This is a genomic window from Enterobacter sp. 5-4, from assembly GCF_000612205.1.
GTDB lineage: Bacteria > Pseudomonadota > Gammaproteobacteria > Enterobacterales > Enterobacteriaceae > Enterobacter > Enterobacter roggenkampii.
Genome location: NZ_JFHW01000019.1, coordinates 420466 through 442612, shown reverse-complemented (window position 1 = coordinate 442612; position 22147 = coordinate 420466). Strand labels below are relative to the sequence as shown.

Genomic DNA, 22147 nt, shown 5'->3' with positions numbered 1-22147 from the left:
ACGTTTCTCTTATGTCTGCCAGATACGCGGCGAACAGGCGGTTTTGGTGGTGAGGAGCGGGCGAAGCGACTGCCAGATGTCGCGCATCGCCCGCTGGCAAATCAGGTTATCGTGGGAGAGAAAACGCACCGACAGCAGCTCGTCGGTGAGCGTTGCCCCCGCAAAATGGCCCAGAGGCGCGAGCAGCGCGCGAACCGCGTCGAGATGTTCTTCATTGGCCGGATAGAACAGCAGCGTGCCGATCCACGGGTGTCCGGCAACGGGCGTGAGATCGCCGTCGCCGAGGTGCTGACGCTCAATCAGGCGCGGTTCGTCATCCACCCACACCTCAAGGCGGCTCTCCAGCGTGCCGTGGCTGAAGGTCTCATTGATTACCGGTTGTCCCAGGCAGTACAGCTCCCACGCCAGCAGCGTGCTGGAGGCCTTCAGGTGGAAGACGGAGCGCAGCGCGGCATTCGCCCCAGGGAAGATAATGGTGTCCTGCGGTAGCCACTCCAGCGTGGATCCCTCATCGAGATAAAAGTGCTGATGCAGGCGAGCCTGCGGGCCGCTGCTGCGATAGAACTTGCTGGCGCCGGGCATGGTGATAAGCGTGTGGCTTTTGGCGTCCAGCCGAACGGAAATGTCCAGCGTATCGCCGCCCACAACCCCGCCCGGCGGGTGCAGCAGGTAAAGGTGGCAGGTCACGCCTTCAGGGTAAAACGGACGCTGAACGGTAAGCGGCCCGACGTGATGAGCGGAGTGCAGGAGGGTTTTCTCAGGGGTGTGACAAAACTGCAGGGCAAGCGACGCCTGCCAGCCTTTGTACGAATTATCAGTGACCTGAGCTGCTAACATGCTGCATCCATCTGCTCATCATCGGGGTCGTTTCAGTATGCCCTGGCAGAATTGAAGGCTGTCATATGAGTCGCTTATGGATAAAAAAACGGCTCATATGAGCCGGTTTCAAACTTTTGATAATCGCCCGGCGGCGCTACGCTTGCACGGGCCTACAAGAGAATGCGCAATGTAGGCCGGGTAAGCGCAGCGCCACCCGGCAGGAAAGGCTAGCGGTAATCCTCCGCATCCACATCATACCCCGACGGCTCCCAGCGGATCGCCAGCAGCGAGGCCAGGCCGATAAATGGCGCCAGCGCAATCACCCAGAACACGGCGGTATCCAGCGAGGCGACCAGCAGCGGGAACAGGAACAGCGACAGCGTCGAGCTGCTGCGCATCAGCGTCTGGTTAAGGCCGACGCCAACGCCGCGCAGCGAGGTCGGGTAGCTCAGCGAGGCAAACGTCATGGTATGCGCGCCCGGGCCGAAGCCCTGGCCGAACAGGAATAGCGCCAGCATCGCCACGGCAAGCACGCCTTCGGTGGCGCCTTCCGGACGACCAATCAGCCCCAGGCCCAGCAGCGCGACCAGCTGGCAGGCGTAACCCGCCAGCGACATCCGCCAGGCGCCGAAGCGCGGCACGTAGCGTACCGCCAGCAGTCCGCCGACGAAGGCAAACAGCAGGTTAAGCACCAGAGAAATCAGGATGGTGGTCAGCATCGACTGGACAAAGAAGCTGGAGATGATCACCGGCAGACCAAACGCCACCGCGTTATAGGCGAACGAAGAGACGACGGACAGCAGCGTGGCGAGCGTCGTGCGGCGTAAGTAGACGCCGCGGAACAGGTTCAGATAGTTGGACCATTTCGTTTTATTCACGACGGGAGCTGGCTGGCTGAGCGCATCCTGCGGCACGTGGGCATTGATGTTATACGACTGACGTAAAATGGACGCCGCCTCCTTCAGGTTGCCCTGATTTGCCGCCCAGACCGGCGATTCGCTCATATAGCGGCTGCGGATGGCGATAATCACCAGCGCGGGTACCGCGCCGAAGCCAAGGATCAGGCGCCACAGCCAGTCGCTGTGGCTTTCCGGCAGCACGGCGTAGAAGAAGAGCACCAGCAGGTAGGAGATACTGATGGCGGCATACCAGGTGGGGCACCACATGGCGACGCTGGAGGCCTTATTGCCGGGGCCTTTTAGCCTGGCGAACTCGCTTAAAAATGCCATCGCTACGGGAAGGTCGATCCCGACGCCAAGCCCCATGACAAAGCGGGCACCCGCCAGCACATATTCGTTCGGGGCCAGCGCACAGGCGATGGCGGCCACCACGAAGAAGAGCATGTCGGCCATAAAGACGCGATAGCGCCCGATTTTATCCGTGAGATAACCCCCTAGCAGCGCCCCGACAATCGCGCCAAACGTAATGGCGGACGCCACCATGCCGGTACCGGCGGGCGTCAGGTTAAATTCGCGGGTGATATCTTTTATGCCGAAGGCCAGCGCGCCCAGATCGTAGGCATCGAGGAAAATCCCGCCCAGCGCGATACCGATCACGATGCGAGCATTGGCCCGGCCCTGAGAACCATCATTAACGAGGCGTGAAACATCCGATGCGCTGCGCACCCACTGGATGTCGCCATCGGAACGTTTTCCTGCCGTTGAAAGGGGAGTTGTTTCTGTGATTTCTGCCATTTTCTTCTTATATGGTTGTATTGTGTCATTAACAGTTACCACAGGCAGAAGGTGACCAAAATCACATTTGGCTATAAGGCATAACTAACCTTACGGAGCGTCTTTTTTCTTCCTCTTGAGCTTCGTCCAGATTTTGGTCTCCTGACGACGCCACAGGCGCTGAATATTGTCGTGATGACGCAGCAGGATAAGGCAGGAGAGCATTGATACCGGGAAGGTGAACTGAGGTTTGAACCACCAGACGTAGAACGGGGCAATCAGCGCGCTGACGATCGCGCCCAGCGACGAATAGCCGCTCAGCAGAATGGTGAGCAGCCAGGTGCCAGCCATCACGCCGGTTAAATCCCAGCCGATAGGCGCAATGGCACCAAAGGCGGTTGCCACGCCTTTACCGCCTTTAAAACCGAAGAATACGGGCCAGATGTGGCCGACACAGGCAGCAATGGCAATGAGGCCCAGCCAGAACGGCGTGACGCCCAGCGCATACGCGCCCCATACGGGTAGCATCCCTTTCAGAACATCAAAAATCAAAACCGCTACGGCTGCTCCCTTGCCGCCAATTCGTAGTACGTTGGTCGCTCCCGGATTCCCGGAACCACTTTCACGCGGGTCAGGTAACCCGGCGATGCGGCAGACCAGAATGGCGCTGGAGATTGAGCCGCAAAGATAGGCGAGGAGGATCATTCCAGGCGCGATTGCACTCATAACGCTGTTCCGTTTTGAAAATGTATCTGTATTCTCAGCATCTGTGGATAATACGCATAATTCGCCGGAAGTGGTATCCGGTTTAGCCAAAAAGCAGGCAGGTCGTGATGGATATTGTATTTATAGAGCAACTTTCGGTAATCACCACTATTGGTGTTTACGACTGGGAACAGACCATCGAGCAGAAGCTGGTGTTCGATATCGAAATGGGCTGGGATAACCGCAAGTCGGCAAAAAGCGATGACGTGAACGACTGTCTTAGCTACGCCGACATCAGTGAAACGGTCATCGGCCACGTGGAAGGGCAACGTTTTGCGCTGGTCGAACGGGTGGCGGAAGAGGTCGCAGAATTGCTGCTGAAAAAATTCAACTCACCGTGGGTGCGCATCAAGCTGAGCAAACCGGGCGCGGTGGCGCGCGCGGCCAACGTGGGCGTCATTATCGAGCGTGGCACAAATCTGAAAGGGAAGATTTAACGTCATAATAGCTAAACCATTTTAGGTTATACCGGTCTTAAAGCTGTATCTTTCACGGTAGCCGTTGGGGCGACCGTTTTTTTTATATTTTTTTAGGGGTTTATAGATGAGCGATATGCACTCGCTGCTGGTGGCGGCAATACTGGGTGTGGTCGAAGGATTGACGGAGTTTTTACCGGTTTCCAGTACCGGCCATATGATCATTGTTGGTCATCTGCTGGGCTTTGAAGGCGATACTGCAAAAACGTTTGAAGTGGTGATCCAGCTGGGTTCGATTCTGGCGGTGGTGGTGATGTTCTGGCGCCGTCTGTTTGGCCTGATCGGTATCCATTTTGGCCGTCCGCCGCAGCACGAAGGGATGAGTAAAGGCCGCCTGTCGCTGATCCATATTCTGCTCGGGATGATCCCGGCGGTGGTGCTGGGGCTGGTTTTCCACGACGCCATCAAATCGCTGTTTAACCCGATTAACGTGATGTACGCGCTGGTGGTGGGCGGCTTCCTGCTGATCGCCGCGGAAGTGCTGAAGCCAAAAACGCCGCGCGCGGAAGGGCTGGACGATATGACGTATCGTCAGGCGTTTATCATTGGCTGCTTCCAGTGTCTGGCGCTGTGGCCGGGCTTTTCCCGTTCAGGCGCAACCATCTCCGGTGGGATGCTGATGGGCGTAAGCCGTTACGCCGCGTCAGAGTTCTCGTTCCTGCTGGCGGTGCCGATGATGATGGGGGCCACCGCGCTTGACCTCTATAAAAGCATCGGTTTCCTCACCACGGGCGACATTCCGATGTTCGCCGTCGGCTTCATCACCGCGTTTATCGTGGCGCTGATTGCCATCAAAACCTTCCTGCAGCTGATTAAGCGTATCTCGTTCATTCCGTTCGCGATCTACCGCTTTATCGTTGCCGCTGCGGTTTACGTGGTCTTCTTCTGACCGACTGCCCTCAGTCTTTTGGCTGAGGGCAATGCTTTTCCTTCCACTCTGATACCGCCTGAATCCGCCGTTTCGTCAGCTCTTCGCGAATGTCCGGGCCTTTGAATCCCGCCTCGACAACGTCCTTCGTCGGCACCGCTTTGGCTACCTCCCAGGCTTTACGCAGTAAACGTCCCTGCGGGTAGTCACAGGCTTCAAACCCGGTACGCCCGCGCACGTCAGCCTCGCTGGTGAGCGCGATCTGCTCCACGCGCTGGGGTTTGCGCCAGGCGTCGATGTTATCGAACAGCTTAACGATGGTGGCCGGTTTCAGGATCGGGAAGGTGTGGATCAGGTCGTGGAATTCGGCCACCAGTTTCGCCAGATCGCGGATTTCGTTCGGCACTCGCAGGCGCTGGCACAGCCCTTCGACGAGCTTCACCCCTGCCGGACCGTGCCCGTGGTGCCGAGGCCAGAGCTCTTTTGGCGTTAAGCCTTTGCCGAGATCGTGGCACAGGGTGGAAAAGCGCACGTCCACGTCAGGGCTGAGCATGGCCGCCATGCTCAGGGTCATCAGCGTGTGCACGCCGGTGTCAATCTCCGGATGCCATTTCGCCGGAGCCGGTACGCCAAACAGCGCGTCTATTTCCGGGAACAGCACCTTCAGGGCGCCGCAGTCGCGCAGCACCTGGAAAAAGACCTGCGGGTTACGCGTGGTGAGCGCATTCTCGGTCTCTTTCCAGACGCGCTCTGGCGTCAGGTGTTCAAGCTCGCCCGCCTCGGTCATGGCGGTCATCAGCGCCATGGTCTCATCGGCAATTCGGAAGCTGAGATGGGCGTAACGCGCGGCAAAACGCGCCACGCGCAGCACGCGGAGCGGATCTTCAGAAAACGCCGGGGAGACGTGACGTAAGAGACGGTTGCGCAGATCGTCCTGGCCGCCATAAGCGTCAATAATCTGGCCGTGCTCGTCCTGCGCCAGCGCGTTAATGGTCAGATCGCGACGCAGGAGATCGTCCTCCAGCGTGACGTCCGGCGCGGCATAGCAGGTGAAGCCCGTATAGCCCGAACCTGACTTCCGCTCGGTACGCGCCAGGGCATACTCTTCGCGGCTTTTCGGGTGTAAAAAGACGGGAAAATCGCGGCCTACCTGCTGGTAGCCCGCGTCGAGCATCTCTTCCGGGGTGGCGCCAACCACCACCCAGTCTTTATCTTTGACCGGCAGACCTAACAACGCATCACGTACCGCACCACCGACCAGATAACTCTTCACGCCTGACACTCCCGTTTTCTCTTTTCCAGAATGATACGTAAGTCTGGCAGAGAAGACGAATTAGTTCATCCAGCGATCTTTACGTTTACGGCTTGGGATCAGGTGCGGCAGAACCAGACCCAGCACCAGACCGACGCCCAGCACGCCGCCGCCATACATAAACCACTGCATGATGATGGTGCGCTGTTTGTCATCGAGCTGCAGGTTGGCGGCATTCACTTTCTTCTGCGCGACAATCAGCTCGTTTTTCAGCTTCTGGTTCTCTTCTTTCAGGCCGTTAATCACGCCGTCGCTCTGCGCCACTTTCTGCTGCATCTCGGCGGTACGCTGGTTCCAGGTTCCGTCGATATTGTTCAGCTTGTCGGTCAGGGTTTTCACCTGATTTTCCAGATCTGGTACGCGGGTGCGCAGGCTTGGCACGGTGCTCAGCTCTTTCAGTGGGATCCAGGACGTGCGGCCAGAACTGTCGCGAACCTGACCGTAGTTGGTGTCCGCGTTGGTCTGTAACAGGGTGACTTCCTCGCCGGCATTCACCGTACCCACGAGGCGATAATTATCTCCGGGGCCACTGCGTACCCAGGTGTTCAGTTCGTCAGAAACGTAACGCTTCTCTTCAGCGTGCACTGCGGTTGCGGCGCTAAAAGCGAGTAAAGTAAGTCCAATCAGGCGTAATTTAAGCATCATTAGTCGTTATTTTCATAAATAGTGGAACGATAGTAGTGGCAACAGTGTCTCTACGCAAAGCATTCATCAGCAATCAGAATCATCTGTGTCACGACTCTACACATTTACGCCCGTCAAATTGCTCATTGCATGGCAATTTGGCGCAAAATACTATGTACTGACAAACAAATGGCGAGGAAGTTCGCCCTCATTGACGCGTCTGTGACGCCCGCAAAAGTACAAGGCTATGGCTCAGGAAATCGAATTAAAATTTATCGTCGAAAAAGACAGCGTTGACGCACTCCGCCAGCATCTGCATACGCTCTCCGGCGAACACCATGCACCGGTACAACTGCTTAATATTTATTACGAAACGCCGGATAACTGGCTACGCCGCCACGATATGGGGCTGCGCATCCGTGGCGCGAGTGGGCGCTACGAGATGACGATGAAAATTGCCGGCCGCGTGGTCGGCGGGTTACATCAGCGTCCGGAATACAATATCGACATCAGTCAGCCAGAACTTGAGCTGGAACGTTTTCCGGCGGAAGTCTGGCCGGAAGGCGAGCTGCCTGCCACGCTGGCGGAGCAGGTGCAGCCGCTGTTCAGCACCGATTTCTGGCGCGAGAAATGGCTGGTGACGGAAGGTAAAAGCCGCATCGAAATCGCCCTCGATCTGGGTGAGGTGAAGGCGGGTGAGTACCAGGAGCCGATCTGCGAACTGGAGCTTGAGCTGCTGGAAGGGGATGCAAATGACGTGCTGAAGCTGGCGCGCAAGCTGGTGAACCAGTCCGGATTGCGCCAGGGGAGCCTGAGCAAAGCCGCGCGGGGTTACCATCTGGCCGCCGGAAATGCGCCGCGCGTGCTGAAAGAGACGACCATTTTGCGCGTTGCGCCGAAAGCCAGCGTTGAGCAGGGGCTGGAAGCCGCGCTGGAGCTGGCGCTTTCTCAGTGGCAGTTCCATGAAGAGCTGTGGGTACGAAATGTGAAAAACGCCAAATCCCACGTGCTGGCGGCCATTGCCCTGGTGCGCCATACCCTGACGCTCTTCGGCGGTATTGTTCCTCGCAAAGCGAGCGCTCACTTACGTGATCTGCTGACGCAAACCGAAACGCTGATGCTCTCGGACGTATCTGCGCAAACGGCGATCTACAGTCCGCAAGCCGCTTCGGCAAAACTGGCGCTGACCGAGTTTCTGGTGACGCGCGGCTGGCGCGCCTTCCTGGATGCGAAAGCCGAGGCCAAAATCGCGGAAAACTTTAAGCGTTTCGCAGACATTCATCTTTCCCGTCATGCCGCTGAACTGAAGAGCACCTTTGCGTATCCGCTCGGCGATAAGTATGGCGATCAGCTTCCCCGTCTTTCGCGCAACATCGACAGCATGCTGCTCCTTTCCGGTGCCTACGACGGGCCACAGGCGCAGGCATGGCTGGAAAACTGGCAGGGGCTGAAGCATGCCATCGAAACCCGTCAGCATATTGAAATTGAGCATTTCCGTAATGAGGCCATTTCGCAGGAGCCGTACTGGCTGCACAGCGGAAAACGTTAACTCTGGCAAGGAACCCCTAGAATGCCGCTTTCTTCACCGTTACAGCAGCAGTGGCAGACCGTTTGCGAACGTCTGCCTGAGTCATTACCGGCGTCATCGTTAAGCGAGCAGGCGAAAAGCGTGCTCGTCTTCAGTGATTTTGTGCAGGAAAGCATAGCCGTCTACCCGGACTGGCTGGCGGAGCTTGAGAACGCACCGCCGCAGGCGGACGAGTGGCGGCACTATGCCGGCTGGCTGCAGGCCGCGCTTGAAGACGTCGCGGATGAGGCGACGCTGATGCGCGTCCTGCGTCAGTTCCGCCGTCGTGTGATGGTGCGCATTGCCTGGGCGCAGGCGCTGGAACTGGTGAGTGAAGAGAGTACGCTGCAGCAGTTAAGCGAGCTGGCGCAGACGTTGATTGTCGCCGCGCGCGACTGGCTCTACGCCGCCTGCTGTAAAGAGTGGGGCACGCCGTGCAGCGAGGAAGGGGTTCCTCAGCCGCTGTTGATCCTGGGGATGGGCAAGCTGGGCGGCTGCGAGCTGAACTTCTCCTCCGATATCGACCTGATTTTCGCCTGGCCTGAGAACGGCTCCACGCGCGGCGGCCGTCGCGAGCTGGACAACGCCCAGTTCTTTACCCGCCTCGGTCAGCGTCTGATTAAGGCGCTGGATCAGCCGACGCAGGACGGCTTTGTCTACCGCGTGGACATGCGCCTGCGTCCGTTCGGCGATAGCGGGCCGCTGGTGCTGAGCTTTGCCGCGCTGGAAGACTACTACCAGGAGCAGGGGCGCGACTGGGAGCGTTACGCGATGGTCAAGGCACGGATCATGGGCGACAGCGATGACGCCTACGCCAACGAGCTGCGCGCCATGCTGCGCCCGTTCGTGTTCCGTCGCTATATCGACTTCAGCGTCATCCAGTCCCTGCGTAATATGAAAGGGATGATCGCCCGTGAGGTGCGCCGTCGCGGTCTGAAGGACAACATCAAGCTCGGCGCGGGCGGCATTCGCGAAATCGAATTTATCGTCCAGGTCTTCCAGCTGATTCGCGGCGGACGCGAGCCGTCGCTACAGTCCCGCTCGCTGCTGCCGACGCTGAGCGCTATTGAGCAGCTTCACCTGCTGCCGGACGGCGACGCGCAAACCCTGCGCGAGGCCTATCTTTTCCTGCGCCGTCTGGAAAACCTGCTGCAAAGCATCAACGACGAACAGACCCAGACCCTGCCGGGGGATGACCTTAACCGGGCGCGTCTGGCCTGGGGGATGCGCGTGGATGACTGGTCAACGCTGACCGAACGGCTCGATGCCCATATGGCAGGCGTGCGCCGCATCTTCAACGAGCTGATCGGTGATGACGAAAGTGAATCGCAGGACGATGCCCTTTCCGAGCACTGGCGTGAGCTGTGGCAGGACGCGCTCCAGGAAGATGACACCACCCCGGTGCTGTCGCACCTAACCGACGACGCGCGCCATCGCGTGGTGGCGCTGATTGCCGATTTCCGTCTTGAGCTGAACAAGCGCGCCATTGGCCCGCGCGGCCGTCAGGTGCTGGATCACCTGATGCCGCACCTGCTGAGCGAGGTCTGCTCGCGGGCGGATGCGCCGGTGCCGCTGTCGCGCATGATGCCGCTGCTGAGCGGGATCATCACGCGCACCACGTACCTTGAACTTTTGAGCGAGTTTCCGGGGGCACTCAAGCACCTGATTACGCTCTGCGCCGCCTCCCCGATGGTGGCCAACAAGCTGGCGCGCTACCCTCTGCTGCTGGATGAACTGCTCGACCCAAACACCCTGTATCAACCCACGGCGACGGATGCCTACCGTGACGAGCTGCGTCAGTATCTGCTGCGCGTGCCGGAAGAGGACGAAGAGCAGCAGCTGGAGGCGCTGCGACAGTTTAAGCAGGCCCAGATGCTGCGCGTGGCGGCGGCGGATATCGCCGGAACGCTGCCGGTAATGAAAGTGAGCGATCACTTAACATGGCTCGCGGAAGCGATCATCGATGCGGTGGTGCAGCAGGCGTGGGTGCAGATGGTGGCCCGCTATGGCCAGCCGAAGCACCTTGCTGACCGTGAGGGGCGGGGCTTTGCCGTGGTCGGTTATGGCAAGCTCGGAGGCTGGGAGCTGGGATACAGTTCCGATCTGGATTTAATTTTCCTGCACGACTGCCCGGTTGACGTGATGACCGACGGCGAGCGCGAGATTGACGGGCGTCAGTTCTATCTGCGCCTGGCCCAGCGCATCATGCACCTGTTCAGCACCCGCACTTCGTCGGGCATTTTGTATGAAGTGGATGCCCGCCTGCGTCCGTCCGGCGCGGCGGGTATGCTGGTCACCTCAACGGAGTCCTTCGCCGATTATCAGAAGAATGAAGCCTGGACCTGGGAGCATCAGGCGCTGGTGCGCGCCCGCGTGGTGTATGGCGATCCGCAGCTCAAAACGCAGTTCGATGCCGTCCGTAAGGATGTGATGACCACCCCGCGCGAGGGCAGTACGCTGCAGACCGAAGTGCGCGAGATGCGCGAGAAAATGCGCGCGCACCTGGGTAATAAACACCGCGATCGCTTTGATATCAAAGCCGACGAGGGCGGGATTACCGATATTGAGTTCATTACTCAGTATCTGGTGCTGCTCCACGCGCACGACAAGCCGAAGCTGACCCGCTGGTCGGATAACGTGCGCATTCTGGAGCTGCTGGCGCAAAACGACATCATGGACGAGCAGGAGGCGCAGGCCTTAACCCGCGCCTACACCACGCTGCGCGACGAGCTGCATCACCTGGCGCTACAGGAGCAGCCGGGGCACGTGGCGCTGGACTGTTTTGTCGCAGAGCGCGCTCAGGTAACGGCCAGCTGGCAGAAGTGGCTGGTGGAACCGTGCGTAACAAATCAAGTGTGATATTATCGCGCGCAAATTGTGAATCTTTCTGGAGTCAGGAATGAAAGTAACACTGCCAGAGTTTGAACGTGCTGGAGTAATGGTTGTTGGGGATGTGATGCTGGATCGCTACTGGTATGGGCCGACCAGCCGCATCTCTCCGGAAGCACCGGTACCGGTGGTTAAGGTCGACACCATTGAAGAGCGTCCCGGCGGCGCGGCAAACGTGGCGATGAACATAGCCTCTCTGGGCGCGCACTCGCGTCTGGTTGGCCTGACCGGTATCGACGATGCGGCGCGCGCGCTGAGCAAGTCGCTGGCGGACGTGAACGTGAAGTGTGACTTCGTTTCTGTTCCGACCCACCCGACCATCACCAAGCTGCGCGTGCTGTCACGTAACCAGCAGCTGATCCGCCTTGACTTTGAAGAAGGGTTCGAAGGCGTTGATCCGGAGCCGCTGCACGAGCGCATTAACCAGGCGTTAGGCAATATCGGCGCGCTGGTGCTGTCCGACTACGCGAAAGGCGCGCTGGCCAGCGTGCAGACGATGATCCAGCTGGCGCGTAAGGCCAGCGTACCGGTGCTGATCGATCCTAAGGGCACCGACTTTGAGCGCTATCGCGGCGCAACCCTCCTGACGCCAAACCTCTCCGAGTTTGAAGCGGTGGCGGGCAAATGCAAAACCGAGGAAGAGCTGGTTGAGCGCGGCATGAAGATCATTGCTGACTTCGAATTATCTGCGCTGCTGGTGACCCGCTCCGAGCAGGGGATGACGCTGCTGCAGCCGGGCAAGGCGCCGCTGCATATGCCAACCCAGGCGCAGGAAGTGTATGACGTGACCGGTGCCGGTGATACGGTGATCGGCGTGCTGGCGGCGACGCTGGCGGCGGGGAACTCCCTGGAAGAAGCGTGCTACTTCGCGAACGCCGCGGCAGGTGTGGTCGTCGGTAAACTCGGTACCTCAACCGTGTCCCCAATCGAGCTGGAAAACGCGGTGCGCGGCCGTGCGGATACCGGCTTTGGCGTCATGACCGAAGAGGAGCTGAAAGTGGCCGTTGCTGCCGCGCGCAAGCGCGGTGAAAAAGTGGTGATGACCAACGGTGTGTTCGACATCCTGCACGCGGGCCACGTGTCGTATCTGGCGAATGCGCGTAAGCTGGGCGATCGCCTGATTGTGGCGGTGAACAGCGATGCGTCGACGAAGCGCCTGAAGGGTGAAACGCGTCCGGTGAACCCGCTGGAGCAGCGTATGATCGTGCTCGGCGCGCTGGAAGCCGTGGACTGGGTGGTGTCGTTTGAAGAAGACACGCCGCAGCGCCTGATTGCCGGTATTCTGCCGGACCTGCTGGTGAAGGGCGGCGATTACAAGCCGGAGCAAATCGCGGGCAGCGAAGAGGTCTGGGCCAACGGCGGCGAGGTGATGGTGCTTAACTTTGAGGATGGGTGTTCCACCACCAACATCATCAAGAAGATCCAGAAAGACAGTCAGTAAAAAACGGGCCTATTGGCCCGTTTTTTTATGTCGGGTGGCGGCTGCGCCTTACCCGACCTACGCGTTCATTCAGGCCCGGTAAGGCGTAGCCGCCACCGGGCTCACAGGCCGCACTTACTCCTGGTTATCCACCGGCGGAATGGCTGGCGCTGGCTTCATTTCTTCCGGCGCATTGCGGTTTTCCAGCTCGGTCAGACGCTGTTCCAGCAGTGCCAGCTTCTCGCGGGTGCGCAGCAGAACCTGGGTCTGCACGTCAAACTCTTCGCGGCTGACGAGATCAAGGCGAACCAACTGCGCCTGCAGCGTCTGGCGGATTTTCTTCTCAACGTCATCACCAAATTCACGAATGCCTTTTGGCATAGACTCGTGAACCTGACGCGCAATTTGCTCAATTTTCTTCGGGTCAATCATTGTCGTTTCCCTTGATGAAAAGGTGTTAGTGTCCATTGTAGCGCGTCATGCCCGGGGTAAACAAAATTGTTTGATGCTTATGCATTGCCCAGGATAATCAATAGCGTTATAGTTATCTCGCTTATTCTCAGGGCGGGGCGAAATTCCCCACCGGCGGTAAATCAGCTTAACGCTGAAAGCCCGCGAGCGCTTTGGGTGAATTCTCAAAGGTCAGCAGATCCGGTGTAATTCCGGGGCCGACGGTTAGAGTCCGGATGGGAGAGAGTAACGATCCAGTCGGGCATGGGCCCGCTCACGTTATCTTTTTGCCGCTTATACGGCGCTCCTAAGACTGCCCTGATTCTGGTAACCATAATGTTAATGAGGTTTTTTTACCATGAATCAGACGCTACTTTCCTCTTTTGGCACTTCAACTCAACGTGTTGAACATGCACTGGATGCACTGCGCGAAGGCCGCGGTGTGATGGTGCTTGACGATGAAAACCGTGAAAACGAAGGCGACATGATTTTCGCCGCCGAAAACATGACCGTTGAACAGATGGCGTTGACCATCCGTCACGGCAGCGGCATCGTATGCCTGTGTATTACCGAAGATCGTCGTAAGCAGCTCGAGCTGCCGATGATGGTCGAAAACAACACCAGCGCCTTTGGTACCGGATTTACCGTGACCATTGAAGCGGCGCATGGCGTGACCACCGGTGTGTCTGCGGCTGACCGTCTGACCACCGTACGTGCCGCGATTGCTGATGATGCGAAGCCATCCGATCTGCATCGTCCAGGCCACGTCTTCCCACTGCGCGCGCAGGCGGGTGGCGTGCTGACCCGCGGCGGTCACACCGAAGCGACGATCGACCTGGTGACGCTGGCAGGCTTCAAACCTGCGGGCGTGCTGTGTGAACTGACCAACGATGACGGCACCATGGCGCGTGCGCCAGAGTGCATCACCTTCGCGCGTCTGCACAACATGCCGGTGGTAACGATTGAAGATCTGATTGAGTATCGCCAGGCGCACGAGCGCAAAGCCAGCTGAAATGGCTGATGTGAAAAAGCCGGGGAAACCCGGCTTTTTTGTCTCTAGTGGTAGTTAATTTTGAACAGCACCACCGTTTCGAACGGCCCGGACTGGATCGCTTTTCCTTCGACCGGCGACAGCTCTGCGGTGTATTGCTGCTCATGCTCAAGCGTGCTGCCCGTAAAATCCACGTATTCGTTGTAGTGGTTAAAGGTGTAGGGCTCGGTTCCGTTAAGGATCCTCAGCTTCAGGCCATTGCCTATCAGCAGTGCGGTATCGTTGGCGGTAAGCGCTTCATTTGTATAGAACGACGAGTCCATTTTGAAGCCATCTGAACATTGGGCATCCTGCACTTTCGTCGTCTTCACCGAAAAGGTCCGTTTACGCGTCTGTTGATTCACAATATCGCGTGCGCTAAAGGTGCCGAAATCAATCTCCTGGTTCTCAGGGTAAATACTGAACGTTGCCCCGCAGTCCAGAACGGTAATATTTTGCAGCCCGTTGATGTGATATTTGAGGTTTTTCGCATCCGACATCTGGTTCACGCCGCCTTTTCCGTCAAACTGGACAACGATGTAATCGCTCAGCGAGCTGACGTAGCCGTGAGGCGGCATGGCTTTAATTTTTACGTATAAGCGCAGACGAGCAATGAAGGTTCGTGAAGTGTGGATATCATCTGGGTTACCGGAACAGATACGATTTTCCCATCCCATTTGTCGGATCTGCTCGGGGGTATAAATCGTGATGTTTTGGTTGTCCAGACACTGTCGGGTATCGACGCCGTTAGGCTGGCCTTTTGCATCGTAGTCTATCCCTTCATAGGTTACGCCCAGTTCATAATAGGGATCGGAGGTTGAAGGATAAGGATTCACCCAGCCAAAAATATCCTCCGGTTGAAAGCTGCTTGTGACATTGTGGTTGCATGTCACCGGGATTTTGATGTCATCCGATTCCCAAATTTTCTCACCTGCCTGTGCATTACTGGGGATAGCAAACGGCGAGATCGTTTTAGTTTCTTCTACGGGGCCGCCCGAACCGCCCAGGTAGCAGTCGAGCGCCAGCGCTTCTCTTAAAGGCAGCACTGAGAGCAGCACTATGAACAATACGTTAGCGAGATTTCGCATCTTTTTCGATCTTCCGTTCGGTGAGCGAGCACTGCGCCGTTCCCGCGCACTGCACGTCGACCTTTTTCAGCGCGCCGTAATCGTCGATATAACCGATGCTGTAATAGTTACCGTGGTAGTCACCGGTAGAGGTTGTTGCTGTCGCGAAAGGCGCAAGCATCAGGCTGTCGAAGCCCGGAAGCATGGTTCTGGCATTCTTACTGAGCCACGCCAGCGTGATGTAGTACGGCGTCGGGTTATGTATGGTCAGCCCTTTCGCAGTAGCTGAAATTTCCATCCGCATTTCCGCCTGCTCGCCGGGTTTTTTGGTAATCGCTTTAGGGCGCCAGAACAGCTTGATCCTGCTCTGCATCGCCACCTGCATGACGCTGCGTTCATCGCTGGCGCTGGTGCTTTTCGGGGGCACTTCGCGCAGGTTGAAATAAAACAGGGATTCTCTGTCTTTCGGTAACTGACTGGTGGCCGCTTGCTTAACGATCCTGACCTGCGATGCGGAACCCGCTTCAATGCGTTGAATCGGAGGCAGCGCCATGAAATGCCTGTCTTCTTTACGGCCTTTCTCATCTTCAATCCAGGAGAGCGCCAGATAGGGCAGCGCTTTACTCTGGTTTTCAATCTTCAGGCTGCTGGCCTTGTCGCTTTCCGGAAAGACAATGCGCGTGCGGTCCAGGTTTACGGCCGCGTGAGTGGTGAATGCTGTGCCGACCAGCATCAGGCACAGGCTTTTGAGTAAGGTTAATTTCATCATGATTTCTTACTGACATGGCAGTATCAACTGCATACTGTTTTCAAGGTGTGAAGGTAACGTGAAGCGGCACTGCTGATTGTCTCCCCACGTCACGCGAAACTGTTGTTCTGGCTCTACGGCGCCGAGCCAGACGTGGCCGTCATCGGCGACCATAGCAATCTGCCGATCGTCTTCAAGCTGGCGAACAATGGCGCCCAGCGGCGGCGTGCCAGAGGCAGTTCGTAAGATGCCTGCGATATCATTGCCTGCACGCGTCGCGATCTGACGGTACCCGATGGCGCCTTCCGTCCAGGTTGAGGTGACGACGCGGGTGTCAACGTCTACGCCATCGGGCAGGTTGTTCATATTGACCTGCACGCTGGAAGGCGAATAGCTGGAGATGGACGGTAAAACGCCAATCCCGAAGCGATTGGTTTCATCCCGCGACATGTTCAGTGGGATGTTGCCTACGCCATCGGTACTGACCATCACGCGCGGCTCGTTACCGTAGCTTCGGCGGTGCAGCGCAGCGCCTTTAGCCGTCGAGGTGAATGAACCGGTCCAACTGGCACTCAGGGAATTGTATTCGTTAGCCTTAACGCTCCCGGAGAGATTCAGGTCGCCATAAGGAGAATAATGTTGATAGTTGCCGCTCACCTGCGCGCCGGCATCTGACTTCTCGCTTTCGGTACCTGCCGAAACGCCCCAGGTGTTGTTGCGGTCTGATGTGTCATACCACGATACGTTCTGGCTCAGACTGTCGCTGTTGCGCAGGTCGTAATTCAGACGATGATCGGGATCGAGCGGTACGCTCAGTGAGAGATAGAACTGCGTATCGTCGTCTTCGTCTTCATAGTGGGTTTTACTCCACGACACGGTGACGCCCAGATTTTTCCAGCGACCGATATCAAAGTTATAGCCTGCGGTCACGCTGCCCGTCGTGGAGGAGGAATCGTTCCACCAGGTTTGACGCAGCATGTTCACATAGAGGTTGAGCGATAGCGCCGAAATGTACTGGCTTGCCGTCACGCTGAGCGTCTGTTTTTCTGACTGCCGATCGTTATTGTCATCATCCAGAAAACGGGCGTAGCTGAGAAACTGCGGGTCGGAATAGCGATAACTGGCGAGCGTAAGCTGGCTGCCGGTGGTATCGAAACGCTTACTGTAGTTGAAACGGTAGCTGTAACCTGTCTGGCTATTCTGATTGGGCAACTGGCTGGTTGCCTGCGTCACGTCAAAAGAGAGCGCGCCCAGGTACTCCATGTTTTGACCTATTCCGGCGGCAACGGACCGGTAGCGATCGCCATCGGCGAGCGTACCGCCATAGAGTGAGGTTTGTGACAGCATCCCCCAGGAGAATTCGCCGCTCATAAACGCGTTATCTTCAACGTCATGCGAGGCGTCTTTGCGCGCTTTTCCTGCCGCCAGCTTATAGCGAACCTGACCTTTGCGGGTTAAAAAAGGCACCGATTCCGCAGAAACCTGGAAGGTGCTTACGCGCCCATCTTCTTCTGTCACTTTGACGTCCAGCGTACCCTGTACAGACTGGTTTAGATCCTGAATAACAAACGGCCCTGGCGGAACGTTGCTTTGGTAAATGACACGGTCAGCCAGGCTAACCGTTACCGTGGCGTTAGTTTGCGCGAGGCCGGTAATTTGTGGCGCGTAGCCGCGCAGCGACCATGGCAGCATGCGCTCATCGCTAATCAGGGAGGCACCGGTATAGGTGAAGGCATCAAAAATAGCGGACTGGAAATCCGTTTCACCCAGTGTGAGTTTGGCTCCGAGCGAGGGGAGAGGACGGAACATATAGAGGCGTGAAAAGCGTCCGTCATTCTCTGAACCTGCGTCGGTATGGGTTTGAGTATACTGATAATCACCGCGCAGTCGCCACGCGCCTATATTCGCGCCGGCAGTGCCATAAGTGTTGACGTTATCCGTGCTGCTGCCATCGTTCGGCTGGTAATGACTGGCAAAAAGATTGTAATCCAGTAGTACGCCCGGCACGCCGTTGTCCCAGGTTGAAGGGGGCATCCAGTCTGCGGCACGGTACTGTAACCAGGCCTGAGGTATCGTGACCTTCAGCGTCTGGCTGGATTGCTCAAAATTAAATTTAATATCCGGTTTTGATGCAAAGTCGACGCACCCGTCTTTTTCCGCCAATGCGCTACGGATATTGTCCTGCAGAGCAAATGTATCGGCCAGTTCAGGTGGAATACAGACTTGTACGCTCTTGTCTATCTCCTGCCAGCGGAGCTGCCAGCCATTTGCCAGCGGGATATCATTAATTGAAACGGTAACAAAATAGTCGCCGGGTGTGATCGATATTTGATCTTTAAAAAGAGATAAATCAACGCTGCTACGCTGATCTTTATCGATAGCATTGATGTTAAATTCGGTGGCGGAGCCAAGTTCCGCCATAAACAGGGACGTCATAATAATTATGCATTGTAATTTATATGTCATTGCCCTGTTACTCAAATAAACACATTCAACGCCGGCTGACATTAAATGCCAGCCGGTTTAATTTGAAACATGGCGTAGTTATTTATACGCCAGAATATAGTTGGCCGTAGCTTCCACCTGGCCAGCAGTTGCCGTTTTACCCGTTACCACTTCCATTAATGCTTTGAAGTGCAGCGTTTGAGTCGTTGAACCTGCCAGCAGAGCAACCTCATTAGCAGCACCCAGCGTAATGTTGGCTTCGGCGTTATTTAAAAGACGAACGCCCACGTTCTGTGCACCACTTGCATAGGTATTGGTCATCAGACTGGTGTCGGTCGCGTCTGTCGCTGAGCTGGTAAACGTGACATCGACTTTGGTCACTGGTGTGTCAGTCTCGTCGGCCGGATCGTCAAGCTGGCAGTTTTCCAGATTGATATCAACCGGAACTGCGGAAGACTTCTTGTTGGCATTGATCACGGCTGTGGTCACTTCACCGAGATCGACTTCTTTATCAACGCTGTCTGGTGCAATGCTGCAAGGCGCATCAATCACAACGCCTTTGAATTTGATTTTTCCCGACCCCTGCTCGGCAGCAAAGGCGGAACCCGATACTGCGGCAGCGATAGTTACAGCTAATAGAATTTTTTTACCCATATACATGAAAATATCCTTTTTCAAACGAATTCATACTCTGAATATAAGTTTCAAAACGCAAATGGAGTATATGGGAGGACGAAGGGGAGATGCGATTACTGCATCTTAAAGCTATTTTAAGATTATATTAATATATAATTAATGTTGATTGTAAGCATCGGCTAACATTCATAATATATGCAGTAACTCAGATAATTGACTGATAAAGTTTCATCATTCTATTTCTATGAGCTATATATTTTGCAAGGGCTTTGTAGGCAACAAAATAACGTATCATTTCTATCTATATCTTAACGTTTCGAAAGTCTGCCTCCGTATTATACGGAGGCAGACTAATCCTAACCGATACCTGCAGATTGCAATAACACCAGGCTTAAGCCCATGACTGACATTCCGCACAGCACGCCATAGCTTGGGTTGTTATTGGGATCGATCTCTTTCGCCAGCGGCATTAATTCATCGACGGAAAGCGCCACCATAATCCCGGCAACAGCGGCCATAATGGCGGCCATCACGACAGGGGAGACCAGGCTTCCGAGAATCAACCAGGCCAGGACACCGCCGAGGATTTCAGCCATCCCGGAAATTCCTGCCCAGAATACCGCGGTACGTTTCGAGCCCGTGGCGGCATACACCGGTCCGGCGACCGCCAGTCCTTCAGGAATATTGTGTAAGGCCACCGCCAGCGCGATGCCAAAGCCCATTTCCAGATTGCTGCTGGCCGTCACGTAGGTCGCGACCCCTTCCGGGAAGTTATGCAGGCTAATCCCCAGCGTGAGCAGAACCGCCGTTCGCTTAATATTCCGCGGCACAGGCGTTACGTTTTTCTGCATTAAATCCTGGGGATGCGCGTGGGGTAGCATCCGGTCGAGGGCAAAGTAACCCAGCAGGCCAACGACAAACATGCCGTAGCCCAGCAGGGGAGACATCCCGTCGGTGCCCAGCGCAGCAGGGAGCATCTCCATCAGGGAGATAAGCAGCATGATCCCGGCAGCAAAGCCCAGCGAGAAGGCCAGCACGCGGTTTGACGGCTTCTGACCAAGCACGCCGAGGATTGCGCCGATAAAGGTCGCGGCGCCCGCCAGTATGGTCAGGATCAGAGGGACTGACATGGATTGCTCCTTATGATAATGATTATCATTAATATAAATGATTCATTTCTGGCAAAGCGAGGGGCGACCCCCGGCTTTACACATTCCTTACATTCAAAATTCCTGATGATGATCTTCACGCTTATCAGCGTTCATCTTTGTCCGATTGCGCGTAATGTAGCACCATTAAATTGACACCTTCTGTAAGGATATCATCATGACTTCTTCCCGTATGCCAGCCCTGTTTTTAGGCCACGGCAGCCCAATGAACGTTCTGGAAGATAACGTCTATACCCGCGCATGGCGTCATCTGGGCGAGACGCTGCCGCGTCCAAAAGCGATTGTGGTGGTATCTGCGCACTGGTTCACCCGCGGCACGGGCGTGACCGCCATGGAAGCGCCAAAAACCATTCATGATTTTGGTGGCTTCCCGCAGGCGCTGTATGACACGCACTATCCGGCCCCCGGCTCGCCTGAGCTGGCACAAAGGCTGGTGGATCTGCTGTCGCCTGTTCCGGTTGCTCTGGATAAAGAAGCCTGGGGCTTTGACCATGGCTCATGGGGCGTGCTGATCAAAATGTATCCTGATGCGGATATCCCGATGGTGCAGCTGAGCATCGACAGCACCAAACCGGCTGCCTGGCATCTGGAGATGGGGCGCAAGCTGGCGACGCTTCGTGATGAAGGCATCATGCTGGTGGCAAGCGGCAACGTGGTGCACAACCTGCGTACGGCGCGCTGGCATGGCGAAAACACGCCATATCCGTGGGCGACCGCTTTTAACGACTACGTTAAAGCGAACCTGACCTGGCAAGGCCCGGCTGAGGCGCATCCGCTGGTGAACTATCTGGAGCACGAGGGCGGTTCGCTCTCTAACCCGACGCCGGAGCATTTCCTGCCGCTGCTGTACGTGCTTGGCGCGTGGGACGGTGAGGAGCCGGTTACGATCCCGGTCGATGGATTAGAGATGGGAAGCCTGAGTATGCTGTCGGTGCAGGTAGGGTGAAAACATGCCGGGTGGCGGCTTCGCCTTACCCGGCCTACATGTCGCGCGTAGGCCCGGTAAGCGTAGCGCCACCGGGCAAGTCTTACTCCACAAAAATATGCGGGTAGAACCGCGACAGATCCTGCGTGATCAGCGCGCGATCTTCGCGAATGCCAATTCCGGCAGGTTGATCGTTAATGAGCCAGCTGCCAATTAGCGTATAGCTGTCGCCAAATTTCGGCAGTTGATAGAACGCCTGGACGATCATCCCTTCCTCGCCGTAAGGCCCTTCAACCGCTTCCAGCGTTTTACCGTTTTCGATGATCGACACGTTAGCGCCTTCGCGGGAGAAGATCGGCTTAACGACGTATTTCTCCATCTGCGGGTAATCATCTTCCGCAAAGTACGCTGGCAGTAGGTTAGGGTGATTCGGGAACATCTCCCACAGCATCGGCAGCAGGGCCTTGTTGGAGATAATGCTTTTCCAGGCCGGTTCCAGCCAGCGCACGCCCGCATCTTCCAGCTTGGTGGAGAACATCTCGCGCAGCATGTACTCCCACGGGTAGAGCTTGAACAGGTTGCTGATGACCTGATCCTGCATGTCCGTAAACTGACCTTTTTCACCCAGGCCGATATCCTCGATATAGAGGAACTCGGTCGCCACTTCCGCTTCGGCGGCGCAGTCCTGCAGATACTGAACCGTGCCACGATCTTCTTCCGTGTCGCGGCAGCAGGCCAGATGCAGCAGGTTGAAGCCAAACTGCTCGCGCAGCTCGGCAAAGCGCTCGATCAGCTTCTCCTGCAGGCTGTTGAACTGGTCGCTGCCTTCCGGCAGGTTTCCGGCGTTCATCTGGTCTTCCAGCCAGATCCACTGGAAGAATGCCGCTTCATAAAGGGAGGTTGGCGTATCGGCGTTGTTTTCTAAAAGCTTCGGTTCACCCACGCCGTCCCACGCCAGATCCAGGCGAGAGTAAAGCGAAGGCTGATTCGTTTTCCACGACTGGCGGACAAAGCTCCAGGTGTGCTTTGGAATGCGAAACTTGGCCATCAGCTCGTCGCTGTCGATGACTTTTTCCACCACCTTGAGGCACATCTGGTGCAGCTCAGCCGTGACCTCTTCCAGCTTCTCAACCTGGGCCAGGGTGAGCTTGTAGTAAGCGTCCTCACACCAGTACGGCTCGCCGTACATGGTGTGGAAGTTAAAGCCGTACTCGGTGGCTTTTTCGCGCCAGTCCGGGCGCTCGGTAATACTGACTCGTTCCAT

Annotated in this window: 19 protein-coding genes and 1 riboswitch; of the genes, 7 read left to right on the top strand and 12 right to left on the bottom strand. The window is 56.6% G+C overall.

Annotated features, from left to right (window positions below; genetic code table 11):
* Positions 1-9: 9 nt before the first annotated feature.
* From AA74_RS0112475 to plsY, 3 genes are all read right to left on the bottom strand, one after another.
* Entirely contained in the window at positions 10-837 is an 828-nt protein-coding gene (locus AA74_RS0112475) for an urease accessory protein UreD (RefSeq protein ID WP_025912517.1), read from the bottom strand.
* Between the two features lie 209 nt (positions 838-1046).
* On the bottom strand, positions 1047-2513 hold the full coding sequence (locus tag AA74_RS0112470) for an MFS transporter (protein WP_025912516.1): 1467 nt from the start codon (positions 2511-2513) through the stop codon (positions 1047-1049).
* 90 nt (positions 2514-2603) lie between these two features.
* Positions 2604-3218: a glycerol-3-phosphate 1-O-acyltransferase PlsY gene (gene plsY, locus AA74_RS0112465; protein ID WP_008502955.1), complete on the bottom strand. Its 615-nt coding sequence runs from the start codon at positions 3216-3218 to the stop codon at positions 2604-2606.
* Positions 3219-3325: 107 nt separating this feature from the next.
* On the opposite strand from plsY, the gene folB reads away from it, so the two are divergent.
* Positions 3326-3694, top strand: a complete 369-nt coding sequence (folB, locus tag AA74_RS0112460) for a bifunctional dihydroneopterin aldolase/7,8-dihydroneopterin epimerase (protein WP_008502956.1) — start codon at positions 3326-3328, stop codon at positions 3692-3694.
* A 106-nt stretch (positions 3695-3800) separates the two neighbouring features.
* Complete coding sequence (gene bacA, locus AA74_RS0112455) at positions 3801-4622, top strand: undecaprenyl-diphosphate phosphatase (RefSeq protein ID WP_008502957.1); 822 nt, start codon at positions 3801-3803, stop codon at positions 4620-4622.
* Between the two features lie 10 nt (positions 4623-4632).
* Here the strand turns inward: bacA and AA74_RS0112450 are convergent, their stop codons facing one another.
* Positions 4633-5874, bottom strand: coding sequence for a multifunctional CCA addition/repair protein (locus tag AA74_RS0112450; RefSeq protein WP_008502958.1), 1242 nt, complete (start codon positions 5872-5874; stop codon positions 4633-4635).
* A gap of 60 nt (positions 5875-5934) precedes the next feature.
* Positions 5935-6555, bottom strand: a complete 621-nt coding sequence (locus AA74_RS0112445; protein WP_025912514.1) for a TIGR04211 family SH3 domain-containing protein — start codon at positions 6553-6555, stop codon at positions 5935-5937.
* Between the two features lie 229 nt (positions 6556-6784).
* On the opposite strand from AA74_RS0112445, the gene AA74_RS0112440 reads away from it, so the two are divergent.
* Genes AA74_RS0112440 through hldE form a run of 3 tightly spaced genes read left to right on the top strand, consistent with a single transcriptional unit; the run spans position 6785 to position 12434 of the window.
* Positions 6785-8086, top strand: coding sequence for an inorganic triphosphatase (locus AA74_RS0112440; RefSeq protein WP_025912513.1), 1302 nt, complete (start codon positions 6785-6787; stop codon positions 8084-8086).
* 21 nt (positions 8087-8107) lie between these two features.
* A complete protein-coding gene (gene glnE, locus AA74_RS0112435; RefSeq protein WP_025912512.1) occupies positions 8108-10963 on the top strand; it encodes a bifunctional [glutamate--ammonia ligase]-adenylyl-L-tyrosine phosphorylase/[glutamate--ammonia-ligase] adenylyltransferase in 2856 nt (951 codons plus the stop codon).
* Between the two features lie 40 nt (positions 10964-11003).
* Complete coding sequence (gene hldE / locus AA74_RS0112430) at positions 11004-12434, top strand: bifunctional D-glycero-beta-D-manno-heptose-7-phosphate kinase/D-glycero-beta-D-manno-heptose 1-phosphate adenylyltransferase HldE (RefSeq protein WP_008502962.1); 1431 nt, start codon at positions 11004-11006, stop codon at positions 12432-12434.
* A gap of 114 nt (positions 12435-12548) precedes the next feature.
* On the opposite strand, the gene ubiK is transcribed toward hldE, so the two are convergent.
* Positions 12549-12845: a ubiquinone biosynthesis accessory factor UbiK gene (gene ubiK, locus AA74_RS0112425; RefSeq protein ID WP_025912511.1), complete on the bottom strand. Its 297-nt coding sequence runs from the start codon at positions 12843-12845 to the stop codon at positions 12549-12551.
* 119 nt (positions 12846-12964) lie between these two features.
* Positions 12965-13115: riboswitch (FMN riboswitch) on the top strand.
* A 106-nt stretch (positions 13116-13221) separates the two neighbouring features.
* On the opposite strand from ubiK, the gene ribB reads away from it, so the two are divergent.
* Positions 13222-13875, top strand: coding sequence for a 3,4-dihydroxy-2-butanone-4-phosphate synthase (ribB, locus tag AA74_RS0112420; RefSeq protein ID WP_008502964.1), 654 nt, complete (start codon positions 13222-13224; stop codon positions 13873-13875).
* 44 nt (positions 13876-13919) lie between these two features.
* On the opposite strand, the gene AA74_RS0112415 is transcribed toward ribB, so the two are convergent.
* From AA74_RS0112415 to zupT, 5 genes are all read right to left on the bottom strand, one after another.
* A complete protein-coding gene (locus AA74_RS0112415; RefSeq protein WP_021242314.1) occupies positions 13920-14981 on the bottom strand; it encodes a type 1 fimbrial protein in 1062 nt (353 codons plus the stop codon).
* Positions 14965-15726 carry a molecular chaperone gene (locus AA74_RS0112410; protein WP_025912510.1) on the bottom strand — a complete coding sequence of 254 codons (762 nt, stop codon included), beginning with the start codon at positions 15724-15726 and terminating at the stop codon, positions 14965-14967. The genes AA74_RS0112415 and AA74_RS0112410 overlap by 17 nt, the downstream gene beginning before the upstream one ends.
* A 9-nt stretch (positions 15727-15735) precedes the next feature.
* A complete protein-coding gene (locus AA74_RS0112405) occupies positions 15736-18144 on the bottom strand; it encodes a fimbria/pilus outer membrane usher protein (RefSeq protein ID WP_172644126.1) in 2409 nt (802 codons plus the stop codon).
* Positions 18145-18252: 108 nt separating this feature from the next.
* Positions 18253-18813, bottom strand: a complete 561-nt coding sequence (locus tag AA74_RS0112400; protein ID WP_021242311.1) for a fimbrial protein — start codon at positions 18811-18813, stop codon at positions 18253-18255.
* Between the two features lie 332 nt (positions 18814-19145).
* Positions 19146-19919: a zinc transporter ZupT gene (gene zupT, locus AA74_RS0112395; protein ID WP_025912508.1), complete on the bottom strand. Its 774-nt coding sequence runs from the start codon at positions 19917-19919 to the stop codon at positions 19146-19148.
* 196 nt (positions 19920-20115) lie between these two features.
* Here zupT and ygiD point away from each other — a divergent pair, with 196 nt between their 5' ends.
* Complete coding sequence (gene ygiD / locus AA74_RS0112390) at positions 20116-20904, top strand: 4,5-DOPA dioxygenase extradiol (RefSeq protein WP_025912507.1); 789 nt, start codon at positions 20116-20118, stop codon at positions 20902-20904.
* A gap of 82 nt (positions 20905-20986) precedes the next feature.
* On the opposite strand, the gene AA74_RS0112385 is transcribed toward ygiD, so the two are convergent.
* Positions 20987-22147 (bottom strand): glutathionylspermidine synthase family protein, encoded by a 1161-nt coding sequence (locus tag AA74_RS0112385; protein ID WP_021242309.1) that lies wholly within the window; start codon positions 22145-22147, stop codon positions 20987-20989.

Excerpts from the sequence above, each read along its gene's own strand:
- AA74_RS0112475 (WP_025912517.1), bottom strand. The coding sequence starts at position 837 with ATGTTAGCAGCTCAGGTCACTGATAATTCGTACAAAGGCTGGCAGGCG.
- AA74_RS0112470 (WP_025912516.1), bottom strand. The coding sequence starts at position 2,513 with ATGGCAGAAATCACAGAAACAACTCCCCTTTCAACGGCAGGAAAACGT.
- plsY (WP_008502955.1), bottom strand. The coding sequence starts at position 3,218 with ATGAGTGCAATCGCGCCTGGAATGATCCTCCTCGCCTATCTTTGCGGC.
- folB (WP_008502956.1), top strand. The coding sequence starts at position 3,326 with ATGGATATTGTATTTATAGAGCAACTTTCGGTAATCACCACTATTGGT.
- bacA (WP_008502957.1), top strand. The coding sequence starts at position 3,801 with ATGAGCGATATGCACTCGCTGCTGGTGGCGGCAATACTGGGTGTGGTC.
- AA74_RS0112445 (WP_025912514.1), bottom strand. The coding sequence starts at position 6,555 with ATGCTTAAATTACGCCTGATTGGACTTACTTTACTCGCTTTTAGCGCC.
- AA74_RS0112440 (WP_025912513.1), top strand. The coding sequence starts at position 6,785 with ATGGCTCAGGAAATCGAATTAAAATTTATCGTCGAAAAAGACAGCGTT.
- glnE (WP_025912512.1), top strand. The coding sequence starts at position 8,108 with ATGCCGCTTTCTTCACCGTTACAGCAGCAGTGGCAGACCGTTTGCGAA.
- hldE (WP_008502962.1), top strand. The coding sequence starts at position 11,004 with ATGAAAGTAACACTGCCAGAGTTTGAACGTGCTGGAGTAATGGTTGTT.
- ubiK (WP_025912511.1), bottom strand. The coding sequence starts at position 12,845 with ATGATTGACCCGAAGAAAATTGAGCAAATTGCGCGTCAGGTTCACGAG.
- ribB (WP_008502964.1), top strand. The coding sequence starts at position 13,222 with ATGAATCAGACGCTACTTTCCTCTTTTGGCACTTCAACTCAACGTGTT.
- AA74_RS0112415 (WP_021242314.1), bottom strand. The coding sequence starts at position 14,981 with ATGCGAAATCTCGCTAACGTATTGTTCATAGTGCTGCTCTCAGTGCTG.
- AA74_RS0112410 (WP_025912510.1), bottom strand. The coding sequence starts at position 15,726 with ATGAAATTAACCTTACTCAAAAGCCTGTGCCTGATGCTGGTCGGCACA.
- AA74_RS0112405 (WP_172644126.1), bottom strand. The coding sequence starts at position 18,144 with ATGACGTCCCTGTTTATGGCGGAACTTGGCTCCGCCACCGAATTTAAC.
- AA74_RS0112400 (WP_021242311.1), bottom strand. The coding sequence starts at position 18,813 with ATGTATATGGGTAAAAAAATTCTATTAGCTGTAACTATCGCTGCCGCA.
- zupT (WP_025912508.1), bottom strand. The coding sequence starts at position 19,919 with ATGTCAGTCCCTCTGATCCTGACCATACTGGCGGGCGCCGCGACCTTT.
- ygiD (WP_025912507.1), top strand. The coding sequence starts at position 20,116 with ATGACTTCTTCCCGTATGCCAGCCCTGTTTTTAGGCCACGGCAGCCCA.
- AA74_RS0112385 (WP_021242309.1), bottom strand. The coding sequence starts at position 22,147 with ATGGAACGAGTCAGTATTACCGAGCGCCCGGACTGGCGCGAAAAAGCC.